We start from the raw sequence: 26,056 nt of genomic DNA, 5'->3' as shown, positions 1-26,056 counted from the left end.
GATCGGCCGATCAGCCCGACCGAAGCACGCACTTAAAATGAAATCCACCGTTGCGCAAGGGGTGGCATTTGGAAATTTCCGCGTTTTGCCGTCTCACGGTTGCCGATTGGTTAGGGCGCGTGCAGCACATGCGCGCACCGCAGGCTCGCGGGTCTCAGACAAGCGCCCGGTAGATGTCGTAATTCTCATCGTCGAAACAGCAGAAAGTGACTGTGTCGACCGCCCCGGCCCCGGCAAAGTCCCGCACAATGCGAACCGCGATTTCGGCGGCGGGGCGTTTGGGATAGCCGTAAATGCCGGTGCTGATATTCGGGAACGCCACGGTGCGCAGGCCATGGTCGACGCAAAGCTGCAGGCTCGACGCGTAGCAGCTTGCCAGCAAAGCCGGCTCGCCGGCCTCGCCGCCGCGCCACACCGGACCGACCGTGTGGATGACATGGCGCGCCGGCAGGTCTCCCGCCGTGGTGATCACCGCCTGCCCCGGCTCGCACGGGCCGTTCTTTTCGACGATCTTGATGCATTCTTCCAGGATTTGCGGCCCGCCGCGCCGATGGATGGCGCCGTCGACCCCGCCGCCGCCGCGCAGCGAACTGTTCGCCGCATTGACGATCGCATCGACCTCGAGCGTGGTGATATCCGCCTTCAACAACTGCACTTCCATCAGCGCCTCCATGCGTTCCAGTACCGGCCGAACCGGACCGCGAGCCGGCGCCTCCCGCGCCTTACCGCGGGCAGATCATGAGACAGGATCAAAAGGCCGAGCGGGATCATCCAGAACCCGAGCACCGGCAAGAAGCCCAGGATGCCGCCGAACACCAGCGCGATGCCGAGCGCCATGCGCAGCATGCGGCTTTCCGGAAGCCTGATGCTGTGCGAGCCGATGCGCAGCACCCGTCTCGGCGCTTCCCCGGCCGTTTCCCGGTTACTGTTCAGCGAGCTCGTCAAAAGGCAATTCCCGGCGTTCAAACCCGCCACCATCATAGGCACATCCTGTTCCATTTGGGCACCGCCCGCGCGGAACGCAAGATCGAAAAATTTTTGACAAAATGGCTTGGCAACGGCGCAATTCTTTTCTATACGCCGTCCCACGCCACGATGTGGATCGTTCCCCGGTAGCTCAGTGGTAGAGCAGTTGACTGTTAATCAATTGGTCGCTGGTTCGAATCCGGCCCGGGGAGCCACTTTTCTTCAATCATTTCTGTAGCGTCCGCCTTGGGCGCAAGCCGTCAATCGTCGAGTTTCTTCCGCAGGATCTGGAAATCGGTGTCGAGATCGATTTCGTAAAGTGACTGGCCGCACACCACGTTATCGACCTCGTAGCGGTTGTCGTCATAGTCGAATTCCGCGATGCCGCCCGAACAGCCCTCGGCAGTCAGCACCGCGTCGATGCGCGCCCGCTCCTCAGCGTTCACCGGCCGTTCGCCGTCGACGATCACGAAATCCGTATTCAGTTCGAAGTCGTAGGTCTTCCCGTCGTCGCCGCAGCGTGCGTCGTCCACCTCGTAGCGGTTGTCACCGGTGTCGAATTCCAGGTCGGTCGCATGGCATCCGATGGCTGCGAGCGCCGCATTGATCTTCTCCCGTTCCGCTTCCGTGACGGGCCGGTCGGCAAGGGCCGGAAGGCACATCATTGCCAGTGCCGTTGCAGATAATATCGCTGTTCTCATCGTGCGTACTCCAATCGTTTTCGCATATGTTGCGCTGCAACCAATGTAGGAACGCCGCCGCCCCGATCCCACATCGACCGGGCCTCAAAAAACATTAAATTTCGGTCATTTATGCCCTTTGCGTACATAGGCAATACCGCAGAATCAGGTGCCCGGGGCCGGCGTTGCGGCTGGCCGTCTCCCCAATGCCGCCCTAATTTTCATCTCAGTGTGAGCGACCCGTGCGTTGACAAGTCGAGACACGGCTTGACCTGCATCAACACACCACGGGCCGACTATGGCAATATGGCTCCCAAGCGACGGAGGAGACGATGAAAGCCACGATGATTGTCGAACACGCGCGTCAATTGCTTGATGCCCACGGCGACAAGGCCGAGGCCGAGGCCGCGCAAAAAGCCAATGAACTGGATGCCAAGGGCAAGTCGGAAGATGCCGCGAACTGGCGGCGCGTCCGCGCAGCGATCCATGAGTTGCGCCCGCCGCACGTCAGTTGACAACCTGACTTTTCGGGGACGGCGGACAGCCGTCCCTCTCTTAAAGGCCTGCTGAAGCAAGTCCGTCCGAAATACGAAAAGCCATAGCCCGCGGAGTGTTTTCCAGCGCCGCGGCAAAGCTTTGCGCGGTCGGTGCGCAGTCGTAAATTTTCGCAAATACGTATAGTCTGCGAAAATGCATGATAAACGCCCAGTTCTATCAAGTCGTCTCGAAGAACTGATCCCGCCGGAGATCAACAACAATTCGTTTTACGCCGACCTGAAAGCTTTTGCGCGCCGACCGGATCTTATGACATTTCTTGAAATTGGCTCGTCCAGCGGCGAAGGAAGCACACACGCCCTTGTTAGCGGGATTCGCCAGCGCCCGGACAACAGGGATGTCCGCCTGTTTTGCATGGAAGTCAGCCGGCAGCGCGCGAAAGCGCTGACACGGCACTACAGGGATGACGGGTTCGTGCACTGCTACAACCTGTCGTCCGTGCCGGCTGCCTCGTTTCCCGATGACGAAGAGCTCATCCACTATTTCTGCAAGGTGCGTTACCCATTCAATCGCCGCAAGGCGGCAGCCAAACTCGGCGTGGCAAGGCGGGACCTGCGCAGGGACATTGAGTACATTGCCGAGAGTGGAAAAGACGGCCACGGAATCCGGACAATCAAGTCCGAAAACGGCATACGGCATTTTGATTTCGCACTGATCGACGGATCCGAATACACGGGGGAACGGGAGCTTTGGGAAGTCATCGGCGCGCGGATCATCGCGCTGGACGACATTCGAACCTTCAAGTGCTGGAATGCACATCGCATTATGAAGGCACACCCCGGCTACAAGCTTTTCCGGATGTCCCGCCGGGTTGGCAACGGATACTCCATTTTTGTTCGTAACCACTGACCGTCGACGCGGTTTCGGGCGACCGGCCTCAGGGGCCGTTGTCACCGCTTGTCACGATACGATTCGAAAAGTGCTGCCAAAGCGCGGCCAATTCCGTTGACTTCACCCCCAACTCTGATTGTCTGAACCGGTTCGGCGCCCAGCCGAAGCCTGTCTCCGATCTTGTCGGCGCCCCAGAATACTTGCGGCGACCGGCATCGCCGGTCCGCCGTTTGAGGGCTCGGGCGGACCGGCACGATGAACACAACCCGGTCGCAAAAAAAGTGGAAAAACCAATATCTTCGCGCCGCCACTTGCATATGCGCGCGCGTCCATGAAAGATGGTTGGTGGTAGCGCCCTGCCCGCACACGCTGATCCAACTGGTCAGGCTGATTGACTGCAGGGTTTGTATGCAAAGGCATCGGAGGCATGCAAATGACCGGGACAACGACAAATGCGGCGGATGACGGCGCTGTGGAACTGGTTTCGGCAAGCAATGTCGGCGAGCATCTGAGCGGACTGCCCTTCAAGGCCCAGCTGGCGCTGCGCGCCATCTCGCGATTGCGCCGCGGTGCGCTTGACCTGAAGCTCCCGGACGGTCGCCAATGGCGCATAGAGGGGCCAGAAAGCGGCCCGCGCGCCACCGCAGTGCTGCACAACTGGAACCTGCCCTATGCCGCCTTCCGCCGCGGCACGATCGGTGTGGCGGAATCCTACATGGACGGCGACTGGGAGAGCCCCGACATTCCGACCTTTCTCGAACTGTTCCTGGTCAACACCGATATCGGCAACCACATAGCCAGCGGCGCGAAGGGGCTGGCCAGCCTGATGGAGCGCCTGCGCCACCTGTTCCGCGCCAACACCAAGGCCCAGGCCAGGAAGAACATCGCCGCGCACTACGACCTTGGCAACGCGTTCTACGAAAAATGGCTCGATCCGAGCATGACCTACTCCTCGGCGCTGTTCCAGACCGGGGCCAACGACCTGCACAGCGGCCAGAAGGCGAAATACAAGGCGCTGGCCGATGCGATCGGCATCACCCCGGACAGCCACGTCCTTGAAATCGGCTGCGGATGGGGCGGCTTTGCGGAATATACGGCGAAGGAAATCGGTGCGCGCGTCACCGGCCTGACCATCAGCCGCGAACAGCTCGACTATGCGCAAAAGCGCATTCACGATGCCGGCCTGTCGGACCGGGTCGAACTCAAGTTCCAGGACTACCGCGAAGAGCGCGGCGTCTACGACCACATCGCCTCCATCGAGATGTTCGAGGCGGTCGGCGAAAAATACTGGACCGGCTATTTCTCCAAGCTGAGCGAGTGCCTGAAACCCGGCGGCCGCGCCGGGCTGCAGATCATCACCATCCATGAGGATGCCTTCGAAAACTACCGGCGCAATCCCGATTTCATTCAGCGCTACGTCTTTCCCGGCGGCATGTTGCCGACCTTCGAGATACTCGAGGAACTCGGCCGCAAGGCCAATCTCAAGCTCTCCGGTCACCGCGCCTTTGCCCAGGACTATGCGCGGACACTGTCCGAGTGGTGTTCGCGGTTCTGGGACGCCTGGCCGAACATCCGGCCCATGGGCTTCGACGAACGGTTCAAGCGGCTGTGGGAGTTCTACCTGCATTATTGCGAGGCTGGGTTCCGGGCCGAGAACATCAATGTGCGACAGATCATCTACCAGCGCGGCTGAACAGCAAGCGTTCCGACGCTCTGCAGCAGGTCTTCCCCGACCGGTTTGAAATTCTATTTTGCCAAACGGCAGCAGCGGCAAACGTCATTTCTTGCCGTTGCCCTTGTTGATAATCCACAACCGTCAAAATACTGTTGCAGCGACCCTAGTGAGGCAATCAGATGACCACGTTACAAACTGTGCTGGACGGCATCGGCAATACACCGCTGATCAAACTGAAGAAGGCGTCGGAGCTGACCGGCTGCACGATCCTGGGCAAGGCCGAGTTCCTCAATCCGGGACAGTCCGTGAAGGACCGCGCGGCGCTTTTCATCGTCCAGGACGCCGTCAAGAAGGGGCAGTTGCGGCCCGGCGGCGTTATCGTCGAGGGCACCGCCGGCAATACGGGCATCGGGCTGTCCATGGTGGCCAAGGCGCTCGGCTATCGCACGGTCATCGTCATTCCGGAGACCCAGAGCGAGGAGAAGAAGGACGCGCTGCGCCTTCTCGGTGCCGAGCTGGTCCAGGTGCCGGCCGTTCCCTATCGCAACCCCAACAACTACGTGCGCTTGTCGGGGCGCCTTGCCGAGCAGATCGCGCGCGAGGATCCGAACGGCGCCATCTGGGCCAACCAGTTCGACAATGTCGTCAACCGCCAGGCCCATATCGAGACGACGGCGCCGGAGATCTGGCACGACACGGACGGCAAGGTGGATGGCTTCATCTGCGCCGTCGGTTCGGGCGGCACGCTGGCCGGCGTCGCCGTCGGCCTTCGCGACAAGAACCCGTCCGTCAAGATCGGCATCGCCGACCCGATGGGCGCCGCGCTCTTCAACCACTATAAAAACGGCGAGATGAAGGCCGAGGGAAGCTCGATCACGGAAGGGATCGGCCAGGGCCGCATCACCGCGAACCTCGAGGGTTTCACGCCGGACTTCGCCTACCAGGTTCCGGACGCCGAGGCGTTCCCTTACGTCTATGACCTGATCGAGGACGAAGGCATGTGCCTTGGCGGCTCGTCCGGCATCAACATCGCCGGCGCGGTGAAGATGGCACAGGAGATGGGTCCCGGCCACACAATCGTCACCGTGCTTTGCGACTACGGCAACCGCTATCAGTCCAAGCTCTTCAATCCCGAATTCCTGCGCTCCAAGGAGCTGCCGGTTCCGGAGTGGATGGAAAAAACGCCGGATATTTCCGTGCCTTACGAAGAGGTGTGAGCCTTGCAGGAAACGCTTCCGCTGTTTCTCGACGACCCGTATCTCTCCACGGCCGAGGGCCGCGTCGCCGCCGTCAACGACCGCGGCGGCATCCTGCTGGACCGGACCTGTTTCTACGCGACGTCCGGCGGGCAGCCCGGCGATATCGGCTTCTTCGAGCGCGAGGACGGATCGAGGATCGAGATCGCGGCGACGGTCAACGGGCAGTCGAAAGCAGAGATCGTCCACGTGCCGTCCAACGAGCAGGCGGTGCCGGAGATCGGCGAGACCCTGGCACTTCATATCGACTGGCCGCGCCGCTACAAACTCATGCGCATGCACTCGGCCTGCCACCTGCTGACGGTGGTGTGCCCCTTTCCCATTACCGGCGCCTCTGTCGGCGAGGATGAGAGCCGCGTCGATTTTGACATGAGCGAGGCGATCGACAAGGCCTCGGTCAGCGAGAAGCTGATGGAACTGGTCGAAGGCAACCACCCGATCTTCGCCAAGTGGATCGACGAGGCGGAGCTTGCGGCCAATCCCGGCCTGGTGAAGTCGAAGAATGTGCGCCCGCCCAGCGGCAGCGGCCGCATCCGGCTGGTCTGTATCGGCGACGAGGCCGGTGTCGACAGCCAGCCGTGCGGCGGAACCCATGTTTCGGAGACCGCCGAGATCGGCGCGATCCATATCGGCAAGATCGAAAAGAAAGGGCGCGAGAACCGCCGCTTCCGCATTCGCTTCGGCGAACTGCCCGGCTGACGGTCGCGCGGCAAGTCCATGACAGAAAAGAGCGCATTCGTGGTTTCGGCCGACTGGCTGGAAGAAAGGCTGGGACAGGAGGGCCTGCGCATCGTAGACGCCTCCTGGTACCTGCCGGCGCAGGAGCGCGACGCCAGGGCCGAATACGACGCGGGCCACATACCGGGCGCCGTGTTCTTCGACCATGACGTCGTCGTCGAACCGGGCGTCGACCTTCCCCATGCCCTGCCGAGCCCCGGCGTCTTCGCGCAGCATGTGAGCGCGCTCGGCATTTCCGACACCGACACCATTGTCGTGTGCGACGGGCTCGGCATGTTCACCGCACCGCGCGTGTGGTGGAAGTTCCGCGTCATGGGCGCAGCCAATGTCCTTGTGCTCGACGGCGGCATCGACGGCTGGAAACGCGACGGGCGGCCCGTAAACACGGAGACGCCCTCACACCCGGAAGGCACGTTCAATCCGGTATTCGATGAGGAAGCGGTGGTCCGCATCGCCCAAATGCGCGAGGTGGTGGCCTCCGGCTCGCACCAGGTCGCCGATGCGCGCGGCGCCGGCCGCTTTACCGGCGAGGAGGCCGAACCGCGCGCAGGCATGCGCTCGGGCCACATGCCGGGCGCCTGCAACGTGCCGGTGTTCTCGCTTTCCGAGAACGGCCACCTCAAGCCGCTCGACGCCCTGCGCACGACGCTGGAAGAGGCCGGCATCGATCCGCAAGGACCGGTTGTCACCACCTGCGGCTCCGGCGTCACGGCGGCGGTCATCACGCTCGCCCTGCACTCGCTCGGCAACGAGAACACGCGCCTTTATGACGGATCCTGGTCCGAATGGGGCGCGCGGGACGACACGCCGGTGGCGACCGGAGACCCCTGATGGCCCGTGGACGCGCACCGAAAAAGGCGATCGTCACCTATCTGGAGCAGACCCAGCGACCGACGCAGCTCTGCCCGATGCCGGTCAATCTCCACGTCGCGCTGATGCGGCAGGCCGAGATCCCGCTGCATTTCTACCGCTACCTGCAGCTGCGCACCGGTCGTGAGTGGCACTGGGTGGCGCGGCTGCGCCTCAGCGACGACGCGCTGTCGAAGATCGTCCACGCGCCCGAGACATCGATCCACGTGCTTTACCTCAACGGCGCGCCTTCCGGCTTTTTCGAGCTGCGGCAGGTCAATGCCGAGACCGTTAATCTCGAATATTTCGGCCTGATGCCGCACGCACACGGCCACGGGCTCGGCCGCTGGCTGCTGGCGCAGGCGCTGGAAGCGGCCTGGGAGACGAGCCCCTTGAAGGTGACGGTCAACACCTGCACGCTCGACCACCCCGCCGCACTGCCGCTCTACCAGAAGCTCGGCTTCACCCCGATCGGCCAGAGCGAGACCTTCATCCATCCGCTCACCGACGCGGACCTGTTGCGCATCGTCAAGTCCGTCTAAGGCTTTCCCTTATCTGAACGGCCCGTTCATCGCAGCTTCAGCGACGCCCGACTACGCTTCCTCCATCAGATCAGCGGCCGGATGGTCCGGCCGGGACGAGAGAGGAAGACCGTTATGAAACGCCGCACGTTTTTGACCGCATTCGCCGCCGCGGTCGCCGCGCCCGCCGCGGCGTCTGCCGCACAGTTCAAGCTGACCATCGACAACGGCAAGATCCCCGAGAAGGTCTTTTATGCCAAGAAGATCAACAAGAAGGTGCCCGACGCGCTGACCATCGAAAAGAGCCTCAGCGCCCCGCCGGCCATGAAGATCAAGCCCTCGATGAAGGGCTCGGTGAAAGACGTCAAGCGCCGCCGGGCGCTGCGCCACATCGCGCCGTCGATCGAGATCCAGGCGATCAACTTCGCTTTCGGTTCGCCCCGCATCTCGTCGAACCAGCACTGGAAGGTGGAGCAGATTGCCGAGGCCATGCACAACATGCTCGGCCACAACCCGCACGAGCTGTTCCTGATCGAGGGTCACACCGACGCCGTCGGCTCCTACACCGCCAACCAGGTGCTGTCCGAACGCCGCGCCGCCTCGCTGCAGCGGGTGCTGACCGAATATTTCGGCGTGCCCTACCATGCGTTGGAGACCGTCGGCTACGGTGAAGAGGACCTATTGGTCGACACCCCCTACGCCGACTGGCGCAACCGCCGCGTTACGCTCCGCCGGATCACGGATATTGTTTATCAGTGAGTGAGCAAGAGGCTGCCCCGCCTAACGGTGGGGCGGCTATTTTGAAGTTGAGGTCAACGAATACACCCCGCTGAGACTTCAGATGCGATTCTGCTCGCCACGCTGGTTGAGACGATTGGCGACTGCTTTGTCCAGAATTTCTATGAGCGCTCTCGCTCGATTCTTAGCAGACTCGGGAAAGTGATCTGGATCTACAACTCTCTCTATGTCTTTTACATCTATATTCAGGGTCACTCTGTGTGATTTTTCAACTACGAAAAATTTCTTGGTATCGCCTTCTGGCGTAATACTAGCCAGACAAGAGAATCGACCGGTGACCTCATAATATGCAACAGTAAATTGAGCCCCATCTCCAAGAGAGCCGTAATGCGTATAACAGGTAACTATACCGTCAATATCGAAACTTAACCTTATTTGCGGCTCTTCTACTTTCACACCATGTGATTGGCCCCTAAAGTAACCTACCTCTTCTATCGCAATATTTGAGTCGACGTATTTTTTGTTGTTTTTCAGCTCGATGCGAACGTCAGGTGTTCCCGTTTTGTCAATATTCGTGCCACGAAACTCGTCCGAAAGAATGCTTGATATTACAAATACCTTCAGTTCCTGATGGTTCATATCAATCTCACATACTTATTCCAGACGATCTAGATCACACCGCGGTACGAAGGCCTTTTGTAGATGAGGCTTTTTGCCCAAAATACAACCCACCATTGTGACCAAGTCGTATGTCGCTCACTGTACATTTGGTATGGCGGCTCGGTTTAAGTCAATTACTGAATCAGTGCATATGTTCATATTATCTAGTCTACCTATGATTGAACAGGTCTGCGTAGTCCGTATGTTGAATTTACTACAGACCGGAACTTAGCGTCTCCGACGTTACAATAAGAGACAAATAAACCGATGAACTATAGAACAAGGCACAATTGGGGAGACCAATATGACGGGTTCAACAAACTTGGAATTCTGGCAACTAATGACCGTCGCACTGGGACCTGCGCTACTGACTAGTGTTGTCGCGATTTACGCACCTATTGCGGTAGAGTTTTTCAAATCCCGTTCGTCCAAAACCGAAATTCGAGAACAAAAGTTTCAAGAACTAGTAACGGCAGTTTTTGAATTCGACGACTGGTTATCGACGTTCATTACGAATACTGCAGGCTCTGAATTTCAAATACTCGAGTCTTCAGCATTAGCAAAAATGTACGCAATTTCAATACTGTATTTTCCTCAGTTTGAACAGAGCATACGTTCGCTTGAAGATTCGTCACTAACTGCCCGCAGAACTGCTGCTCGCTTACAGTATGACCGGATAGAAGGAAAAAACCATTCCTGGGATACGTTAAGTGAACCTCTGGAAGCGTACAACAAACACAAGCACCAGCTTTTACTTGAACTCTCACAGTTTGCTCGCAAAACCATCGCCGTCAAACACTTCAAATAGCACGGAAAACAAAATTCAGGCTAAGACCAAACAGCACCACAGCTATCACCTTCGGCCTCTCAGAATTAACTCTCGCATACGACATATTAAAGGCATCAAGCGGGACTTTCCTGTTGTGTAAACGCAATGCACCGAATTTATTACCCTGCCAACCGCACCCGCTCCCCGCTACCGCGCGCCCGGCCGTAGAACTCCAGCGTCTCAGCGTCGAAATAGACCCGGTCCGCAAGGGCCGAGCCGCCGCAATAGGTGAAATAGATGGGCCGATTGCGGTGGGTGCGCGATTTCGCCCAGCCGCCGCTCTGCCTAAGGTCGTATTCCGAACAGATGCCGGCCTCGTAGAGCCAGCGCGCCGCACCGCTGAAGGCGGTGCCGTAGCGCTCGAGGTCGTCCGACCGCGAGACCAGCGCTTCAAAGTCCCCTTCGGTCAGCGCGCGCGGCGGCAGGTTGGCGGCCGCGCCGACAAGGGCGGCGCCCAACAGGCCGACTGCGATGAACGAACCGATATTCACTAGACAAGCCCCCCATATCTAGTACATCGCAAGATTGTACCCGAGGGAGTTGAAGGTCCGATTGACGGATTGATTCAAATTCGAACGAAATAAGTGCAGGAATATCAACCGCCAGACCAGCGCCGATGACGCAAAAAACCGCCCGGCCCCGCGGCCGGACGGTTTCGTTCGAATTCCTGCAAAAGGCCTAGGCGACCTTGAGAACGGTGTCCGCTTCGGCAAGCTCGTAGCCGAGCGCATCGGCAACCGGCTTGTTGGTGATGCGGCCGCGATGGACATTGAGGCCGGCGCGCAGGTGCCGGTCCTCGGCAATCGCCTTCAGGCCCTTGTCGGCAAGCTGCAGTCCGTAGTGCAGCGTCGCATTGTTGAGCGCATGCGCGGACGTCACCGGAACGGCGCCCGGCATGTTGGCGACGCAGTAGTGGATGACCCCGTCCACCTCGAAGGTGGGTTCCGAATGCGTGGTGGGATGCGAGGTCTCGAAACAGCCACCCTGGTCGATGGCGACATCGACGATGACCGAGCCCTTCTTCATTCCCGAAAGCATCTCGCGGGTGACGAGCTTCGGCGCCGCGGCGCCGGCGATCAGCACCGCGCCGATCGTCAGGTCGGCCGAGAAGACCTCCTGCTCCAGCGCCTCGATCGTCGAAAAGCGCGTGCGGACCCGCCCGTTGAAGATATCGTCGAGCTGGCGCAGGCGCGGGATCGACCGGTCCAGCATCGTCACCTCGGCGCCGAGACCGGCGGCCATCTTGGCGGCATTCAGCCCGACGACGCCGCCGCCGATGATGGTGACCTTGCCCGGCAGGACGCCGGGAACGCCGCCCAGCATGACGCCGCGGCCCCCATAGACTTTTTCAAGGGCGGTCGCGCCGGCCTGGATAGCGAGCCGGCCGGCGACTTCAGACATCGGCGCGAGCAGCGGCAGGCCGCCGTGATCGTCCGTAACCGTTTCATAGGCAACCGCCGTGCAGCCGGATTCGACAAGACCCTTGGTCTGCTCGGGGTCGGGTGCCAGGTGCAGATAGGTGTAGAGGATCTGGTCCTCGCGCAGCATCGCCCATTCCGACGGCTGCGGCTCCTTGACCTTGACGATCATATCCGACTGGTCGAACACGTCCTTCGCCGTCGCCACGATCTTGGCGCCGGCCGCCTGGTAGACGCCGTCATCGGCGTCGATGCCGAGGCCGGCATTGGTTTCGACGATGACTTCGTGGCCATGGGCCACGTATTCACGCACCGATCCGGGCGTGAGACCAACGCGGAATTCGTTGTTCTTGATTTCCTTCGGGCATCCGACACGCATTGAGCGTCCTCCACATCTTTTCGCGCGATTCGCGCAACCTATTGTGGCTTATTGCACCACAGGAAGTGTGAAATGTCCTTGCGAAGTGCGCCTGTATAGGCGGATATTTTCGAATATTATTGCGAAAATCTAAAAAATATTGAAGAATCACCGAATGGATAAGCTTGACACAATCGATATCGCTATTTTGAGGACGCTGCAGGAGGACGGCCGAATCTCCAACGCCAACCTTGCGGAAAAGGTCGGCCTTTCGGCGTCCGCCTGCTCGCGCCGGCTCGATATCCTGGAAAAATCCGGCGTCATTCGCGGCTACCACGCGCGGCTGTCGAACAAGGCCCTCAACTACACGATGACGGCCATTGTGCACATCTCGCTCTCAGGCCAGTTCGAAAAGACGCTGAGCGAGTTCGAGGCCGCGGTCAAGCGTTGCCCGAACGTCCTTGTCTGCTACCTGATGTCGGGCGAATACGACTACATATTGCGTATCGCCGCCAAGGATCTGCAGGATTACGAGCGCATCCACAAGGAGTGGCTGTCCGCCCTGCCCCATGTCGTGCGCATCAATTCCGCCTTCGCGTTGCGCGAAGTCATCGACCGCCCGAATATCGACGTTGATATGCGCTAGTGTTCGCGCATAAGCTGTGAAAACCCAGACAGAGCCGGAGGTTGGCAATGGCGAAACGGTCTCGACTGACCAGGATTTTGTACGGCATAGTCGTACTGATTATCGCAGGCGCGATTTTGTATTACCTGGGACCGCGGACAGAAGTGAACGCAACCGTCAATTTCGATCCGGCCACCATCGGCGATGACGTCGAGGCGTTCCTCGAACGCGAGGAGGCCCGCTTCCAGGATATCAGGAACGGCCTGAACAAGCAGATTGTCTGGGCCTATCCGAACTCGCGCGCCAAGACGCCGCTCTCGCTGGTCTATATCCACGGCTTTTCCGCTTCGCCGGGAGAAATCCGCCCGGTGATGGACATCGTCGCCAAGGATATCGGTGCCAACCTCTTCTATACGCGGCTGGTCGGTCACGGCCGCACCAGCGACGCGATGGCGGAGGCAACGGTCGCGGGCTGGGTCAACGACGTGGCCGAAGCCATCGCCGTCGGCAGGCGGATCGGCGAACGCGTCATCCTCGTCGGAACGTCGACGGGCGGCACCCTGACGACCTGGGCCGCGACCCAGCCGGATCTCAGCGCCGATGTTGTCGGCATCGTCAACATCTCTCCGAACTACGGCATTCAGGCCGCCGGCGCCGGCCTGCTGACGATCCCCTGGGCGAAACAGATCCTCGGCATCATCGCCGGCGATCGTCGCTCGTTCGAGCCGAAGAACGAATTGCAACGGCACAACTGGACACACGAATATCCGTCCGAGGCCGTCCTGCCGATGGCCGAGCTGGTCAAGCTCGTGCAAAGCGCCGATATCGAGAAGATCACCGTCCCCGTGCTCTTCATCTTTTCGGAGAAAGACACCGTGGTGCAGCCGGACGCCACGAAGATCGTCGCCGGCCGATGGGGCGCCGACAGCGAGATCGTCATCGTCAATGACAGCGACGACAAGGACCATCACGTGATTGCCGGCGATTCCGTGTCGCCTTCGACCAACGAAAGCACCGTGAAGGTCATCGAGGAATGGATCGGAAAGCTGCCCGATGGCTCCTGATCAATCCGGTTTCTTGTCGGTCGAGAAGAAATAGATCGCGACGGTCACGGCAAGCAGAACGCCGTAGAAACCGAAGAGCAGCGAGAAGGTCGGCGCCGGATCGAGCGGATCGAAGTGCGCCTGCGCCATCTGCCCTGTCAGGAACTGGCCGAGGCCCACCCCGCCGATGGTAAAGAAGTTCATGAGCGTCACGCCGCGTCCCGTGAGCTCCCGCGGAAAGAAATCGCGGGCATGGGCCATCATCACACCGTAGCTGGCGCCGAAAAGGCCGACGGCGAACAGCAGCGCCGTCACCTGCCAGAGCGGCTGGATCGGGAAGGCAGCGAGCAACAGGAGCGCCACCGCTCCAAGAAGGTTGCCGAGGAACGAAACCCATTTGCGCGTTCCGAACAGGGTGTCGAGCGGACCGTAAAGGACGCTGCCGATGATCATCGAAATGGCCATGAACAGCGATATGGTCCCGATGAGCTGGGTCGACGCGCCGAACACATCCGCCAGATACGGTCCGACCCACAGGCCGCGCACACCGGCGGCAGGCGCATAGTTGATCGCGACGAGCGGAATGATCAGCCACAGCGCCGGTATCTTTAGCAAGGCCCAGTAACCGGCAAGCCCGATCCCGCCGGCCTCTTCCCGCTCAACCTTCGGATCTTTCACGAACACGTAGATCGCAATCGCAGTCAGCAGCGAAAGCACGCCGAGACCGAAGATCGTCTCCCGCCAGCCGAAGCTCTCGACGGCGATCGCCAGCGGTTTGGCGCCGATGACGTTGCCCGCCGTGCCCATGGCGACGAACCATGATGAGGCGACCGCGAAACGCGCCGGCCGGAACGTATAGGCGAAGATAAAGAACGCCGCCATCAGCACCGGCGAGCATCCGATGCCGATCAGGCCCATGGCGATGACGATTTCCAGTGGCGTGGTCGCCGCCGCGAACAGAAAGGCCCCGCCGCCGACGCCCACAGCGAACAGAACCGTGGCCGTCCGGCGCGGCCCGTACCGGTCGAGTGATACCCCGACGATGAACTGCATCAGCGCGAAGGTCAGGAACCAGAGGCCGGACGCCTGTGACAGGTCTGCTTTGCTGGTGCCCAGTTCCTCGGTGAGGATCGGCGTCAGCACGGCAAGGAACGAACGGTAGAACTGCGAAAAAATGTAGGCCGCGGCCAGCGCGGCGATTCCCGCCATCAGATTTGCCGGCTGTCGGCGGGCATCAGACCAGACCGTCCGCCAGAGCGTTCAACACCGCACGATGCGTCGATGGTACCGAGCATAATTCCCCCGCTCACAATGTTTGCCGGTTGGATAGTCAGGCTGGAAAGCACCTTCCTTACCGATTTTGTCCGCCGGCCGCAAACGCCGGGACGAAATCAGCCCAGGACGCCTTGAAACTGAAGCGATCCGCATCAGCGCGCTACATGCGGCGCGGGTTTTGCGGCCGCTGTCGGACCCGAAAAGGAATCAGGTCTTGCTGATTTCGCAGTGTTTTCTTGAACCAGGCGTCGGCGCGATTATGTTGGGCGGCACGGATGCGCCGCCGGATCGCCTTATTGCCGTTCCAATGCGGAATGGCGGAGTGAAATTCAGCGAAGCTCGACGGGACTCACGACAGGAAGCCAAGATGAAAGACAAAATCGCCAGGAAACGCGCCCACGCACCGTTGCCCAAAGGCGGGTTCGAACCGATTGATGTCCTGACGGCTGCCGTCGCCGGTTTCGCGATCATCTTCGCATTGCTGATGGCATGGGGATTCATCCAGGTATCCGGCCTTCGCGCACAACTGGCAGATGTCCGAACGGATCTCGAGGCGTCGCGGCAGGAGACCGCCACACTTCAGCAGAAGCTGGATGCGGTGACACAGAATCTGAGCACCGGCATCGCTCAGGATGCCGAGGATCTGCGAAACCAGATCGTCCAGTCGGCATCGGCCAAGCTCGACCACTCGATCAGCACGGCCATGGGTGAACTGTCCTCCTTCGGCAACTCCAATTTTATCTTCCAGATGGCCGAGTTCGAACGGCGTTCCTGCGTCAAGGGCGGCACGTTCGTCGGCGAGCAGCCGGACGGATCGCTCCAGGAAGAACCTTTCGACGCCAACCACATGGTTGAAATCCAGCCGTCTCACGAAGACATCCGCGGCATTCCGTTCTACCGGGTGACGATCAACGATCAGACATTGCAGTCCGGCGGCGGTCCCGGAGCCTACCGTCACGGAACCATGCGCATTTCGTGCAGCTGACGCGTTCTTTTAAAAAATGGCGTATAATCCCCCGTCGCTTGCATTCGGCAGCACGGGAGGAACGCCGATATGAAAAAGGACTCGATGAAACGCCGGCACCATCGCGCGAAGCGCGCCGCCAATGAAAAGAAGCGGAAAGCCAAGAAGAAGGCGAAATAGGAGCCGGCCGGCCCGACCGACCTGACGCCCGGGGATGCGAACGGTCGGGACCACCTTGGATCAGACCCTGTCAAGCGCTTCCCGGAGCTTGTCGCGCTCACCCTCGCGCATCTGGATCGACTGGCGCGCGTATGGAAACGTGCGGGCGTGCACTATTTTGTCCAGAGCTGCATGCGGCGCTGCTTGACCTCCGCATCGCCCTCCGGCGTTCCGTCATGGAAGGTTCGGAACCAGCCGTCCCACGGTGTTTCCCAGGTGCCGTAATTGCAGTCGAAGAACTTGTGGTGCAACTGGTGGAAGAAGTCCCCTACCTCGAAACTGTCGCGGCCGCCGACCTTCAGCCTCTCGAAGCCGGCGTGCGAGGTCGGTGCGCCGATGCCGTGGTGGAAGAGCAGGAAAAGCACATGGATCGGGTGCGCCGGCACGAGGAAAAAGATCATCGTGTCGAACATCAAAAAGAAGCTCTCGACCGGGTGCATCGCCAGACCCGACCAGGGGCCGGTATTGATGTTCTTGTGGTGCCAGGCGTGGACCCAGGTGTAGAGCCTGCCCACATGGAGCAGCCGGTGGAACCAGTAGAAATGAAAGCCCGCCCAGATGGGAATGAGCACGATGAGCGCGACGAACCATACCGGGTTGCGATCGAAGGTGATCATCGTCGCCCAGCCATTGGCGTAGGACCACCACATCAGGCACTCCCAGAATGTCCAGAACTGCAGGGCAACGAACGACCAGAACATGTTGTCGTAGACCTGGTTCTTGAAGGAAAACACCTTCGCGCCCCTGGCCATCGGCCGCAGGTCGTAGCGATAGTCGTCGCCCTGCAGCCTGAAACGCAGCAGGAAGAGGTGGAGACCCCCGGCAACGCCCGTCAGGATCAGGAAGTTGCGCAGCCAGACCTCGAACACCCAGCCGAACGCGACCGTTTTCGCTCGCTCGATATCCGGCGTGAACCAGAGCCACGTCGCGATGGCCGCGAGCAGCATGACAAAGCGCATGGCGACAGGGTTCCAGCTCTTCAGAAGATAAAACACCGATTCCAGCGGGCGCAACGGCCAGTCCCAGTAGGGCGCGAGCCGGATCGGCAGGGCCGGCGTGTAATTCCACGTCTTTCGGGCCGGCCGCTTGGCCGGTTGCACGGTGTCGCTCATGTCAGATCCTCAGGCTTCTGATCGCTCGGATGCGACGGCTGGATTCACCAGCGGTTCGCGCGCTCCGGGGCGGATGACATCCTTGTCGTAGGGGTCGCGGTCGAACACCGCGCGCACCATCGGAGCGAAGAATTCCAGCGGCAGGTCGTCATAGTCGGGATCGAAGCTCGCCTGGTCCCAGCGCTCGCAGAATTCGGCGCAGTCGTCGAAATACCGGTGGCCGCGGTGGCACTCGCGCTTGTGCTGGTCGAAGCCGTCCAGGTGATGGCCGTAATAGAGCATCTGGAAATCGCCGTGCGTCTGCACGCACCAGGTGCACTGCTCGCGCACGAAGGGCTTGAGGATGGCGGCCGCGTATTCGTCGTGATTATACGGCGCGTAGATATCGCCGATATCGTGCAGCAGGGCCGAGACCACCCAGTCGACATCCGCGCCGTCCCGCCAGGCGCGCGTCGCCGACTGTACCGAGTGCCCGAGGCGGGTGACCTGGTAGCCTGAAAGGCTCTCGTCAAGCTCGGTCATCGCCTTGAGCAGCCGGTCGGCCGTGTGCTTCGTGTGTCCGATTTCCTCGGCGACCAGGAACTCGTAGTCTTCCCGGGTGCCGTGCTTCATCTGGGTAAAGGTGACCTTCTTCATGGCGCGCGTATCCCTTGCGTTCCGTCACCCAAACATTAACGCATGGAAAAATTGCCGGATACGGCTGAAATTGATAGGCTGGCATAAGGAAATATTATTATGAGATCGGATCTCGCGATGCGCCGACGCCTGCCGCCGCTCAACGCCCTCCTCGCCTTCGAGGCTGCCGCCCGGCACAGCAATTTCACCCGCGCGGCCGAGGAACTTGGGGTGGCCCAGCCGGCCGTCACCCGGCACATCACCAACCTTGAAGCCTGGTTGGGCATCGACCTTTTTCACCGGACCGGCAATGCCGTCGCCCTGACGACAGAAGGCGAGACCGTCTCCGAGCTTGTCACCTCGGCCTTCGACCGTCTCGAGGTTTCCCTGGGCTCGGTCTCGGCACGCAAGAACAACGAGATCGTCATCGGCGCCTCGTTCGGCATCACCCATCTGTGGCTGATGCCGCAGATCACCGCGATGCGCGGCGCTGCCGGAGGCGCGGCCATCAACTTCGTCACCTCGGAGAACTACCACGATTTCGACGCGGGCAAGGTCGACTTCTCGATCCGCTTCGGTTCCGGCGACTGGCCGGGCAAGCGTGCGGATCTCCTCTTTACCGAGACAACCTACGTGATCGCCGCGCCGTCGTTCCTGGAACGCACGCCCGAGCTCGACCCCGACGACCTTGCCGCGACGCTGCAAACCGAATGGCTGCTCGAGCACGGCGACATGCACAATTACGGCTGGATGACCTGGAAGAAGTGGTTCGAGCACCACGGTGCGACGCTGCCCGGCGACCTGCGCAATGCCGATATCAGGAACTACCCGACCCTGCTCGACATGATCCGCTGCGGCGAAGGCGTCGCGCTAGGCTATGTCGGGCTGGATGACGATCTCGTCGAAGCCGGCGAGATCGTCCGCCTGGGAGAACCGGTCAGCCGCCCCGATCTCGGGTATTACATCCTGTCGAATGCCGGCGATGCCATGACCGGAGCAAGCAAGGAGCTTTGGCAGTATCTGACAGGCAACAGCATCTGACGGCAGGCACGTCAGACCGGCGGCGTTGTGGCAACCAAAATGGCTGGCATCACTTTCTAGTCCAGCACTCCCAAACGAAGTCATAGCACCAGACCATCTCATGGGTTTTGGCCAATTTCGACTGTATGTCCTCACGACGTGCCGCGGCGTTGTCCACAAAGCTGTGGAATTGTATCTGCAGGCGATCGATGTCTTTCACCATACCGACGTCAATCAGCCTGGGCAGCACCTCGTATTCGCCTCCTTCAATGTTGATTTCCATGAGATCAACACTTGAGATCCCGTTCTCTATGAAAGCCTCGTCAACCGCTCTGAGCCTGACCGTTTCAGCACCGCCATCGCTCCCCTTCGAACCACCGAATTCAGACGAACCATCGGCGTCTTGTGACAATGTGGTGTTTCGGTTTTGGCCTGAGAGACCATAGTTCCGACAAACGATCTTGGAGTTGGCCGCAAATCTTTCCACGCACTTTTGGTAGAATCGAGTGGATGGCTCAAACAAGAAAATATGACTGTTGAAGCAACGACTGATGGTGTCTGCGAAGTCCCCCAGATAACCGCCGGAGTCCACAACCGTCGAATTTGCATCCAACCTGTGGTCAAGCCGCAGCTTCTTGTCGCCCTCATCCTTGAACCAGCGCGAAAGCTCCAGAAGGTGAGGATCTCGGAGGATATTCTTCCTGTACGAACGAACAAGTTTTCGTGCAATTTTGGGTAGTGTGTTCATGCCGTTATGGAACAAAATGAACCGCTTCAGTCAAGGCGGATTTCTTCCCTGTTACGGTTCCCTCGCCTGCACCCGGGTCGTGGCCAAAACAACGATTGTTTGTTGATCGTCAATCACACTTTTAAAGGCTGGTGCCCCCTGCCGGACTTGAACCGGCAAACCCTTGCGGGTGACAGATTTTAAGTCTGTTGCGTATACCAATTTCGCCAAGGGGGCCCGCACCTACTGGTAATTATCCACGATAGGATTGCAAGTCCTTTAACGACCGACATCGCCGGGCCTGAGGCATCGCCGCGCCCGCGATCAATTTATTCAGCCAACTACGCAATGTGTTTTACTTCCACCGCGAATACGCATAGGATCACGCACAATGCATAATTCCTGAAAAACACCAAAAGTATATTCAACGGCTTCATAATTCCGCCATGTCTCATCTCAACACCAGACTGAAAGCCGCGCGGGAGGCGGCCGGATACAAGACCGCCGCCATCGCCGCCGAAGCGCTGGGCGTCAGCTACTCGACCTATGCATCGCACGAGAACGGTTCGCGCGGCGTAAGCCGCCCTGCCCTTACGCAATATGCGAAACGCTTCAAGGTGACGACCGACTGGCTGCTCTCCGGCAAGGGTGACGGCCCGGACGGCGATGCCGACGATTATCCGAACACCAGGCTGGTCTCCGCCAACGGGTCCGACACGGAGCTCGATCTCGAGCTGTTCGACCAGGCGACCCACGCAGCCGATATGATCATCGAGGACTACGGGCGGCAGGTCTCGCTGGAAAAGCGCCACAAGCTGATCCAGCAGCAGTACCGCCGGCTGCGCGCGCTGCGCTCGAAGAATCTAGTGAAGGACAGCAAATAGAAATTACCCTATCATCCAGGCGCCGGTAAATTTTTTGGGGAAATACAGGAAAACCATAAATGATAAAAAACATTAATGTGAACATGGTCGGATTTGACCATCCCGCCGCGCAAGCGATTTTCGACGCGCCTGACAGATACGGCAATGACCGCGAATATCTTGACGCGATGTGCGAGCACTACGGGTGTCACCTTTCGCGCGACATTATCGCCGTGACCGTCGCAAGCCACACCGACATCGAACGCTTCACCTCTGCCGAATGGGAAAGGTTTGCCGCTCTCTTCGGCCGCGTGATTGCCCAGTTCGTGGCCGCCGAAGAGGCAGGGTATGGCCGTCCACACTAAGCTCCTCGACGACTGCGTCTTCGACACGCCAGACGTTTCGAAGACGCAGCTCGAACTGTTCCAGACCTGGGATCGCAGCGGCGGCAGCGCTGATGAACGCCTGCACGCGAGCCTGTTCGGCATGGCCGACGAACTTGTTCTGTTCGGCATGCCCATGAAAACGGCGATTCCGGAGATCACCCATGTCGGAAAGCGTTCGCTGGCCGGACGGGTGATGGGAACAGGATGGCGCAATGACTTGAATGCCGGCGGCGGCAGCGACGCGGTCGCCGCCGCCTACTTGAAAGCCTGTGAAGGCGAGCCGGTCCTCGAGCACGTCACCTATGAAACGTTCCGGGACGGCAAGCGCTTTCAGCTGGAATACCGGCGGCTGGTCCTAATGATCAGGACACCAAAAGGTTTTCCATTTCTGGCGACATACTCGGAGCTTGAACAGCTGGACTGCGCAGTTCGTCCTTCAGCCAGCCCAGAAATTCGCTTCGGTTTATCGCACCGAGCCAATAATCATGTTTTGCTTGGCTCGGGTGCTGCACCCATTGCAGCGCATTCTTTATCTGCGTAGACAGTTCGATCGCCGCCATCAGGCCGCTGCGAACATCCTTGTTTTCCATGAAAATGTAGAAGAGATCCGTTTCGGGCCAGTAGCTCCAGGCAGCCGGCTTGATGTAGGCCGCGAGCAATTGTCCGATTCCCTGTTTCTGGAACTTCGGAAGCACCCGGTATTCGCCGCAATAACACAGCGTGCCGCGCATACGCTCCAGGAAAGGCTTCTGGTCCTTCTGGAAGACGACCGGGTTTTTCGAATCGGGCGTGTAGTAGCGCGTCCACGATCGCTTGGCGTAGCTGGCAAGCGTTTCCGAACCGAGCGGCTGGCGCTTGCAGGCCACCGTGGCAACGCACTTGGCCTGGTCGTAGATGCCGACCCAAAAGGCCTCGTCGCGGAAAAACGCGTTGAAGCGCGGCGCAAAATGCGGCGTCGGCTCAAAGCCCATGCGTTCGGTCTCGTCCATAAAGAGTTCGAAGTCGGTGGAATGACGCAACTCCAGACCAAGCTCTTCGATCTTCGAGCGGTAATGCCCCGCCACCCGATTTATCGGTTCCAAATATTCTTGCATAAAGGTCACCCAAACACGTTCGCTGAAGTATAGCCGTCTGGTAAAACCTGTACAATTTCAGGGGAGTTAAAGAATGGGCTTAACGTTAATTATGCATAATGCATAGAAACCGGAAGCGTTTGCATTTGAGATATTCCGGAAACCGGGAAGTCCACAAATCGGCGATTTGGCGGCGATTTGGGCGCCTCCGGTGCGATCTTTCTTAATGTGCGGCCGGGCGGACCGAGTCGGCCGGCGGGTTTAAAACCGGCATTGGGGCGTCGGGTCGCGCCCGGCCTTTCAACCACGAGACGGAAATAACGTGGTGTACTGTTTATGAGTGCGCAACCCCGGGTTGTCAAGACGCATTGTTTCCGCCCTTTCATCATCCACAATGAAACGTAAACCGCCGCATTTCGAACCCATCGCGGTCAGCCGACACCCCAGCCGCCGCCGCCCGGCGTCTTCATGCAGAACACATCGCCGGGCAGCACATCGGTGTGATCGTTGCCCGCCAGCGTCTGCTCCCGTCCGTCGCCCCGCAGCACGCTGTTCTCGCCGCAGGCGCCGTCCTCGCCGCCGTGCATGCCGAACGGATGCGTTTCGCGGTGCGAGGTCAGCGTCGTCACCGTCATAGCCTCGAGGAACCGCATCCTGCGGACGATGCCGTCGCCGCCCGAATGGGCACCACTGCCGCCGGATCCCCGGCGGATCGCGAATTCATCGACACGCACCGGGAACCGCTTTTCCAGGACCTCCGGATCGGTCATCCGCGTATTCGTCATGTGCGAGTGAACAGCGCTGGTGCCGGTGAAATCCGGCCCTGCCCCGGTTCCGCCGCAGATTGTCTCGTAGTTCTGCAGTTGGTCGTTGCCCCACACGAAATTGTTCATCGTGCCCTGCGAGCCGGCGATGACGCCGAGTGCACCGTAAAGGCAGTCGGCGATCGACTGGCTGACCTCGGTGTTACCGGCGATAACCGCTGCGGGATAGTCGGGATTGATCATCGTTCCGGACGGGGCGATGATCCTCAGCGGCTTCAGGCAACCTTCGTTCATCGGAATGTCGGCGCCGACCAGGGTGCGGAAGACGTAAAGGACCACGGCGGCGCAAATCGAAGCGGGCGCGTTGTAGTTATCCTCGTCCTGACGGGATGTGCCGGTAAAATCGATCATCGCCTCGCGGGCGTCCGGGTCCACCGTGATCGCGACGCTGATCTTCGCGCCGCTGTCCAGCGGATAGGTGAAGCGGCCGTTCTCCAGGCGCGTGATGACCCGCCGGACCGATTCCTCCGCATTGTCCTGGACATGCCCCATATAGGCGATCACCGCATCCTGCCCGTAGGTTCCGATCATCCGCCGCACCTCGCGCACGCCAGTTTCGTTGGCGGCGATCTGCGCCTCCAGGTCGGCCATGTTCTGGTCGATGTTGCGGCAGGGATAACGGCCCGATCCGAGCAGTGCCCGGGTCTCGTCGCCGCGCAGCCGGCCGGCCTCGACCAGCTTGAAGTTACTGATCAGGACGCCTTCCTCATCGATATGCCGGCTGTCCGGCGGCGCCGATCCCGGCGTGCGCCCGCCGATATCGGCATGATGGCCGCGCGATCCGACGAAGAACAGGATTTCCCTGCCCGCGTCGTCGAAGACGGGCGTTATCACCGTGACGTCCGGCAGATGCGTGCCGCCCTCGAACGGGTCGTTCAGCATGTAGCTGTCGCCGGGGCGGATCTTGCCGCGGTTCATCTCCAGAACCGTGCGCACGCTCTGGCTCATGGAACCGAGATGCACCGGAACATGCGGTGCGTTGGCCACCAGGCCGCCGGAGCCGTCGAACAGCGCGCAGGAAAAATCGAGACGTTCCTTGATGTTGACCGAATAGGCCGTGTTGGCCAGCGTCGCGCCCATCTGCTCGGCGATCGACATGAAGAGATTGTTGAAAACCTCCAGCATGATCGGGTCGGCCCCGGTGCCGAGTGCGGCCTGGCGGACCTTTTCGACCACGCGCGTCAAAACCAGGTTCCCGAAATTGTCGATGCGGGCCTGCCAGCCTTTTTCCACCACGTTGGTGCCCGTCCGCTCAGCGATGATGGCAGGACCCTCGACGATCTGACCGACGCAAAGGTCGTCGCGCTCGTAAAGCGGCGCATCGGTCCATTCCCCGTCGCTGCGCATGCGCACCGTCGCGCGCGGCATTGCATCTTCCAGCCGGCCGGCCGCCAGCGCATCGGACGCGGCCTCCGCCATCCCGATGGCTTCGGCGGCGAGCATGTCGACAATAAGCTCCCGGCTCGGCGAGGCGAAACCGTAGCGTGCCTCGTGCGCGGCATCGAAGCGGTCCTGCATTTCCGCCGGCGTACCGAACATCACCTCCAGTGTCTGGTGGGAACCGGCATAGCGCAGGTGCGCGCGCAACTCGGTGCGGATATTGCCTTCCCCAACTCCCTGTTCCGCCACCTCCGCGCGGACCTCACGCTCGATCCGGTCGAGCACCTTGCGGGCACGCCCCGCGTCACCCACTTCGCCGTCGAACTGCACCTCGCGCATCGCCCGGATTTCCGCAAGGCCCATGCCGTAGGCTGAAAGGACCCCGGCGAAGGGGTGGATGAAGACCGATGTCATGCCGAGCGCATCGGCGACGAGGCAGGCATGCTGTCCGCCCGCGCCGCCGAAGCAGTTGAGCGTGTATGCGGTGACGTTATAGCCGCGCTGCACCGAGATCTTCTTGATGGCGTTCGCCATGTTTTCGACCGCCACCCGCAGGAAGCCCTCCGCCGTCTCCTCGGCGGACAACGGCTCCAGCCCGGTCCGGTCGGCAATGTCCTGTGCCATTTCGGCGAATTTCTTTCGCACGATTTCACTGTCCAGCGGCTGGTCAGCGTGCGGCCCGAAGACGTGCGGAAAATGGTCCGGGTTGAGTTTGCCGAGCATGACGTTGCAGTCGGTGACGGTCAGCGGCCCGCCCCTGCGGTAGCAGGCCGGCCCGGGATTGGCGCCGGCGCTTTCCGGGCCGACCTGGTAGCGGCCGTCGCGAAAGCTCAGGATCGAACCACCGCCGGCGGCAACGGTATGAATGTTCATCATCGGTGCGCGCATGCGCACGCCGGCGACCTCGGTCTCGAAGCTGCGCTCGTACTCGCCGGCATAGTGGCACACATCGGTGGACGTGCCGCCCATGTCGAACCCGATCAGCTTGTCGAACCCGGCAAGCCCCGCGGTCTTGACCATGCCGACGACGCCGCCGGCAGGCCCGGACAGGATCGCGTCCTTGCCCTGGAAAAGCCGCGCGTCGGTCAGGCCGCCGCTGGACTGCATGAACATCAGCCGTTCGCAGGCCCCGCCCTCGACATCGAGCGCATCGGCAACCTGGTCGACATAGCGGCGCAGGATCGGCGTGAGGTAGGCGTCGACCACCGTCGTATCGCCGCGCGAGACCAGCTTGATCAGCTTGCTGGTGTCATGGCTGGTGGAAACCTGCGTGAAGCCCATCTCGCGCGCCAGAGCGGCGACCGCCTGCTCGTGCCGCGGGTTGAGGTATCCGTGCATGAAGGCGATGGCGACACCGCGCACGCCGTTGCCGTAGGCGCGCTCGAGCGCGATGCGCGCGGTCTCGAGATCAAGCGGCGTCACCACGTTGCCCTCGGCATCGAGGCGTTCGCGCACCTCGCCGACGTCGCAATAAAGGAGTTCCGGCAACTCGATCTTGAGATCGAACAGGCGCGGACGGTTCTGGTATCCGATGCGCAAAAGGTCGCCGAGCCCCTCGGTGATCAGCAGCAGAGTCGGATCGCCCTTGCGCTCAAGCAGTGCGTTGGTGGCAACCGTGGTGCCCATCTTGACGGCCGAGATGGTCGACAGCGGAAGCGGCGCGCCACCCGTTGCGCCGATCAGCTCGCGCACGCCCTGGACGGCGGCATCCTTGTACTGTTCGGGATTCTCCGAAAGCAGCTTGTGGGTGACGAGCGATCCGTCGGGCTTGCGCGCCACGATATCGGTGAATGTCCCACCGCGGTCTATCCAGAACTGCCACATATGGCATATCTCCATTCTTCGGCGGACCGTAA

The 26,056-nt window shown here is 60.5% G+C and carries 27 protein-coding genes and 2 tRNA genes; 16 read left to right on the top strand and 13 right to left on the bottom strand.

Annotated features, from left to right (window positions below; genetic code table 11):
- Window positions 1-154: 154 nt before the first annotated feature.
- Window positions 155-661 (bottom strand): O-acetyl-ADP-ribose deacetylase, encoded by a 507-nt coding sequence (locus E4M07_RS04865; protein WP_136657140.1) that lies wholly within the window; start codon window positions 659-661, stop codon window positions 155-157.
- Entirely contained in the window at window positions 661-945 is a 285-nt protein-coding gene (locus tag E4M07_RS04860) for a hypothetical protein (RefSeq protein ID WP_246660359.1), read from the bottom strand. Before E4M07_RS04860 ends, E4M07_RS04865 begins: the two co-directional genes overlap by 1 nt.
- 161 nt (window positions 946-1,106) lie before the next feature.
- On the opposite strand from E4M07_RS04860, the gene E4M07_RS04855 reads away from it, so the two are divergent.
- Window positions 1,107-1,181 (top strand) — tRNA-Asn (locus E4M07_RS04855).
- A 45-nt stretch (window positions 1,182-1,226) separates the two neighbouring features.
- Here the strand turns inward: E4M07_RS04855 and E4M07_RS04850 are convergent.
- Window positions 1,227-1,667: a hypothetical protein gene (locus E4M07_RS04850; RefSeq protein ID WP_136657139.1), complete on the bottom strand. Its 441-nt coding sequence runs from the start codon at window positions 1,665-1,667 to the stop codon at window positions 1,227-1,229.
- A gap of 311 nt (window positions 1,668-1,978) precedes the next feature.
- On the opposite strand from E4M07_RS04850, the gene E4M07_RS04845 reads away from it, so the two are divergent.
- From E4M07_RS04845 to E4M07_RS04815, 8 genes are all read left to right on the top strand, one after another.
- The gene (locus E4M07_RS04845; RefSeq protein WP_136657138.1) at window positions 1,979-2,161 is read left to right on the top strand and encodes a hypothetical protein; all 183 of its coding nucleotides are present in this window, start codon (window positions 1,979-1,981) and stop codon (window positions 2,159-2,161) included.
- 289 nt (window positions 2,162-2,450) lie between these two features.
- A complete protein-coding gene (locus E4M07_RS04840) occupies window positions 2,451-3,050 on the top strand; it encodes a hypothetical protein (protein WP_136657137.1) in 600 nt (199 codons plus the stop codon).
- A 415-nt stretch (window positions 3,051-3,465) separates the two neighbouring features.
- On the top strand, window positions 3,466-4,725 hold the full coding sequence (locus tag E4M07_RS04835) for a cyclopropane-fatty-acyl-phospholipid synthase family protein (RefSeq protein WP_136657136.1): 1,260 nt from the start codon (window positions 3,466-3,468) through the stop codon (window positions 4,723-4,725).
- Between the two features lie 161 nt (window positions 4,726-4,886).
- Complete coding sequence (locus E4M07_RS04830; RefSeq protein ID WP_136657135.1) at window positions 4,887-5,924, top strand: cysteine synthase A; 1,038 nt, start codon at window positions 4,887-4,889, stop codon at window positions 5,922-5,924.
- 3 nt (window positions 5,925-5,927) lie between these two features.
- On the top strand, window positions 5,928-6,662 hold the full coding sequence (locus tag E4M07_RS04825; RefSeq protein ID WP_136657134.1) for an alanyl-tRNA editing protein: 735 nt from the start codon (window positions 5,928-5,930) through the stop codon (window positions 6,660-6,662).
- Window positions 6,663-6,680: 18 nt separating this feature from the next.
- Window positions 6,681-7,532, top strand: a complete 852-nt coding sequence (sseA, locus tag E4M07_RS29030) for a 3-mercaptopyruvate sulfurtransferase (protein ID WP_169054085.1) — start codon at window positions 6,681-6,683, stop codon at window positions 7,530-7,532.
- On the top strand, window positions 7,532-8,092 hold the full coding sequence (locus E4M07_RS29025; protein ID WP_169054084.1) for a GNAT family N-acetyltransferase: 561 nt from the start codon (window positions 7,532-7,534) through the stop codon (window positions 8,090-8,092). The genes sseA and E4M07_RS29025 overlap by 1 nt, the downstream gene beginning before the upstream one ends.
- Before the next feature lie 114 nt (window positions 8,093-8,206).
- Window positions 8,207-8,830 (top strand): OmpA family protein, encoded by a 624-nt coding sequence (locus E4M07_RS04815; RefSeq protein ID WP_136657133.1) that lies wholly within the window; start codon window positions 8,207-8,209, stop codon window positions 8,828-8,830.
- Window positions 8,831-8,908: 78 nt separating this feature from the next.
- On the opposite strand, the gene E4M07_RS04810 is transcribed toward E4M07_RS04815, so the two are convergent.
- The gene (locus E4M07_RS04810) at window positions 8,909-9,448 is read right to left on the bottom strand and encodes a hypothetical protein (RefSeq protein WP_136657132.1); all 540 of its coding nucleotides are present in this window, start codon (window positions 9,446-9,448) and stop codon (window positions 8,909-8,911) included.
- A gap of 325 nt (window positions 9,449-9,773) precedes the next feature.
- Between E4M07_RS04810 and E4M07_RS04805 the strand changes: the two genes are divergently transcribed.
- Window positions 9,774-10,277 carry a hypothetical protein gene (locus E4M07_RS04805; RefSeq protein ID WP_136657131.1) on the top strand — a complete coding sequence of 168 codons (504 nt, stop codon included), beginning with the start codon at window positions 9,774-9,776 and terminating at the stop codon, window positions 10,275-10,277.
- 140 nt (window positions 10,278-10,417) lie between these two features.
- Here E4M07_RS04805 and E4M07_RS04800 read toward each other — a convergent pair whose 3' ends face one another.
- A complete protein-coding gene (locus E4M07_RS04800) occupies window positions 10,418-10,789 on the bottom strand; it encodes a hypothetical protein (protein ID WP_136657130.1) in 372 nt (123 codons plus the stop codon).
- A 187-nt stretch (window positions 10,790-10,976) separates the two neighbouring features.
- Window positions 10,977-12,095: an alanine dehydrogenase gene (ald, locus tag E4M07_RS04795; protein WP_136657129.1), complete on the bottom strand. Its 1,119-nt coding sequence runs from the start codon at window positions 12,093-12,095 to the stop codon at window positions 10,977-10,979.
- A 154-nt stretch (window positions 12,096-12,249) separates the two neighbouring features.
- Here ald and E4M07_RS04790 point away from each other — a divergent pair, with 154 nt between their 5' ends.
- Complete coding sequence (locus E4M07_RS04790; RefSeq protein ID WP_136657128.1) at window positions 12,250-12,720, top strand: Lrp/AsnC family transcriptional regulator; 471 nt, start codon at window positions 12,250-12,252, stop codon at window positions 12,718-12,720.
- A gap of 47 nt (window positions 12,721-12,767) precedes the next feature.
- A complete protein-coding gene (locus tag E4M07_RS04785; RefSeq protein WP_136657127.1) occupies window positions 12,768-13,763 on the top strand; it encodes an alpha/beta hydrolase in 996 nt (331 codons plus the stop codon).
- On the opposite strand, the gene E4M07_RS04780 is transcribed toward E4M07_RS04785, so the two are convergent.
- On the bottom strand, window positions 13,764-14,951 hold the full coding sequence (locus E4M07_RS04780) for an MFS transporter (RefSeq protein WP_136657126.1): 1,188 nt from the start codon (window positions 14,949-14,951) through the stop codon (window positions 13,764-13,766).
- 433 nt (window positions 14,952-15,384) lie between these two features.
- Here E4M07_RS04780 and E4M07_RS04775 point away from each other — a divergent pair, with 433 nt between their 5' ends.
- Entirely contained in the window at window positions 15,385-16,002 is a 618-nt protein-coding gene (locus E4M07_RS04775; protein ID WP_136657125.1) for a hypothetical protein, read from the top strand.
- Between the two features lie 311 nt (window positions 16,003-16,313).
- On the opposite strand, the gene E4M07_RS04770 is transcribed toward E4M07_RS04775, so the two are convergent.
- Entirely contained in the window at window positions 16,314-17,312 is a 999-nt protein-coding gene (locus tag E4M07_RS04770; RefSeq protein WP_136657124.1) for a sterol desaturase family protein, read from the bottom strand.
- A gap of 9 nt (window positions 17,313-17,321) precedes the next feature.
- Window positions 17,322-17,948: an HD domain-containing protein gene (locus E4M07_RS04765; RefSeq protein WP_136657123.1), complete on the bottom strand. Its 627-nt coding sequence runs from the start codon at window positions 17,946-17,948 to the stop codon at window positions 17,322-17,324.
- 99 nt (window positions 17,949-18,047) lie between these two features.
- On the opposite strand from E4M07_RS04765, the gene E4M07_RS04760 reads away from it, so the two are divergent.
- On the top strand, window positions 18,048-18,968 hold the full coding sequence (locus E4M07_RS04760; protein ID WP_136657122.1) for a LysR family transcriptional regulator: 921 nt from the start codon (window positions 18,048-18,050) through the stop codon (window positions 18,966-18,968).
- Between the two features lie 49 nt (window positions 18,969-19,017).
- Here the strand turns inward: E4M07_RS04760 and E4M07_RS04755 are convergent, their stop codons facing one another.
- On the bottom strand, window positions 19,018-19,695 hold the full coding sequence (locus E4M07_RS04755) for an FkbM family methyltransferase (RefSeq protein WP_136657121.1): 678 nt from the start codon (window positions 19,693-19,695) through the stop codon (window positions 19,018-19,020).
- Between the two features lie 129 nt (window positions 19,696-19,824).
- Window positions 19,825-19,911, bottom strand: a tRNA-Leu gene (locus E4M07_RS04750).
- 209 nt (window positions 19,912-20,120) lie between these two features.
- Between E4M07_RS04750 and E4M07_RS04745 the strand changes: the two genes are divergently transcribed.
- On the top strand, window positions 20,121-20,558 hold the full coding sequence (locus tag E4M07_RS04745; protein ID WP_136657120.1) for a helix-turn-helix transcriptional regulator: 438 nt from the start codon (window positions 20,121-20,123) through the stop codon (window positions 20,556-20,558).
- Window positions 20,559-20,617: 59 nt separating this feature from the next.
- The gene (locus E4M07_RS04740) at window positions 20,618-20,902 is read left to right on the top strand and encodes a hypothetical protein (protein ID WP_136657119.1); all 285 of its coding nucleotides are present in this window, start codon (window positions 20,618-20,620) and stop codon (window positions 20,900-20,902) included.
- Window positions 20,903-21,285: 383 nt separating this feature from the next.
- Here E4M07_RS04740 and E4M07_RS04735 read toward each other — a convergent pair whose 3' ends face one another.
- Together E4M07_RS04735 and E4M07_RS04730 are read right to left on the bottom strand one after the other, a co-directional pair.
- The gene (locus tag E4M07_RS04735) at window positions 21,286-22,026 is read right to left on the bottom strand and encodes a hypothetical protein (protein WP_136657118.1); all 741 of its coding nucleotides are present in this window, start codon (window positions 22,024-22,026) and stop codon (window positions 21,286-21,288) included.
- A gap of 401 nt (window positions 22,027-22,427) precedes the next feature.
- Complete coding sequence (locus E4M07_RS04730) at window positions 22,428-26,024, bottom strand: hydantoinase B/oxoprolinase family protein (RefSeq protein ID WP_136657117.1); 3,597 nt, start codon at window positions 26,022-26,024, stop codon at window positions 22,428-22,430.
- Between the last annotated feature and the right edge of the window lie 32 nt (window positions 26,025-26,056).

Source organism: Nitratireductor sp. XY-223, assembly GCF_004959855.1.
Lineage (GTDB): Bacteria > Pseudomonadota > Alphaproteobacteria > Rhizobiales > Rhizobiaceae > Hoeflea_A.
This window is presented reverse-complemented; position numbering and strand designations above follow the sequence as displayed.

Excerpts from the sequence above, each read along its gene's own strand:
- E4M07_RS04845 (WP_136657138.1), top strand. The coding sequence starts at position 1,979 with ATGAAAGCCACGATGATTGTCGAACACGCGCGTCAATTGCTTGATGCC.
- E4M07_RS29025 (WP_169054084.1), top strand. The coding sequence starts at position 7,532 with ATGGCCCGTGGACGCGCACCGAAAAAGGCGATCGTCACCTATCTGGAG.
- E4M07_RS04755 (WP_136657121.1), bottom strand. The coding sequence starts at position 19,695 with ATGAACACACTACCCAAAATTGCACGAAAACTTGTTCGTTCGTACAGG.
- E4M07_RS04865 (WP_136657140.1), bottom strand. The coding sequence starts at position 661 with ATGGAAGTGCAGTTGTTGAAGGCGGATATCACCACGCTCGAGGTCGAT.
- E4M07_RS04780 (WP_136657126.1), bottom strand. The coding sequence starts at position 14,951 with ATGGCGGGAATCGCCGCGCTGGCCGCGGCCTACATTTTTTCGCAGTTC.
- E4M07_RS04765 (WP_136657123.1), bottom strand. The coding sequence starts at position 17,948 with ATGAAGAAGGTCACCTTTACCCAGATGAAGCACGGCACCCGGGAAGAC.
- E4M07_RS04760 (WP_136657122.1), top strand. The coding sequence starts at position 18,048 with ATGAGATCGGATCTCGCGATGCGCCGACGCCTGCCGCCGCTCAACGCC.
- E4M07_RS04775 (WP_136657125.1), top strand. The coding sequence starts at position 15,385 with ATGAAAGACAAAATCGCCAGGAAACGCGCCCACGCACCGTTGCCCAAA.
- E4M07_RS04835 (WP_136657136.1), top strand. The coding sequence starts at position 3,466 with ATGACCGGGACAACGACAAATGCGGCGGATGACGGCGCTGTGGAACTG.
- E4M07_RS04770 (WP_136657124.1), bottom strand. The coding sequence starts at position 17,312 with ATGAGCGACACCGTGCAACCGGCCAAGCGGCCGGCCCGAAAGACGTGG.
- E4M07_RS04740 (WP_136657119.1), top strand. The coding sequence starts at position 20,618 with ATGATAAAAAACATTAATGTGAACATGGTCGGATTTGACCATCCCGCC.
- E4M07_RS04785 (WP_136657127.1), top strand. The coding sequence starts at position 12,768 with ATGGCGAAACGGTCTCGACTGACCAGGATTTTGTACGGCATAGTCGTA.
- E4M07_RS04805 (WP_136657131.1), top strand. The coding sequence starts at position 9,774 with ATGACGGGTTCAACAAACTTGGAATTCTGGCAACTAATGACCGTCGCA.
- E4M07_RS04840 (WP_136657137.1), top strand. The coding sequence starts at position 2,451 with ATGACATTTCTTGAAATTGGCTCGTCCAGCGGCGAAGGAAGCACACAC.
- E4M07_RS04745 (WP_136657120.1), top strand. The coding sequence starts at position 20,121 with ATGTCTCATCTCAACACCAGACTGAAAGCCGCGCGGGAGGCGGCCGGA.
- ald (WP_136657129.1), bottom strand. The coding sequence starts at position 12,095 with ATGCGTGTCGGATGCCCGAAGGAAATCAAGAACAACGAATTCCGCGTT.
- E4M07_RS04810 (WP_136657132.1), bottom strand. The coding sequence starts at position 9,448 with ATGAACCATCAGGAACTGAAGGTATTTGTAATATCAAGCATTCTTTCG.
- E4M07_RS04815 (WP_136657133.1), top strand. The coding sequence starts at position 8,207 with ATGAAACGCCGCACGTTTTTGACCGCATTCGCCGCCGCGGTCGCCGCG.
- E4M07_RS04730 (WP_136657117.1), bottom strand. The coding sequence starts at position 26,024 with ATGTGGCAGTTCTGGATAGACCGCGGTGGGACATTCACCGATATCGTG.
- sseA (WP_169054085.1), top strand. The coding sequence starts at position 6,681 with ATGACAGAAAAGAGCGCATTCGTGGTTTCGGCCGACTGGCTGGAAGAA.
- E4M07_RS04850 (WP_136657139.1), bottom strand. The coding sequence starts at position 1,667 with ATGAGAACAGCGATATTATCTGCAACGGCACTGGCAATGATGTGCCTT.
- E4M07_RS04790 (WP_136657128.1), top strand. The coding sequence starts at position 12,250 with ATGGATAAGCTTGACACAATCGATATCGCTATTTTGAGGACGCTGCAG.
- E4M07_RS04830 (WP_136657135.1), top strand. The coding sequence starts at position 4,887 with ATGACCACGTTACAAACTGTGCTGGACGGCATCGGCAATACACCGCTG.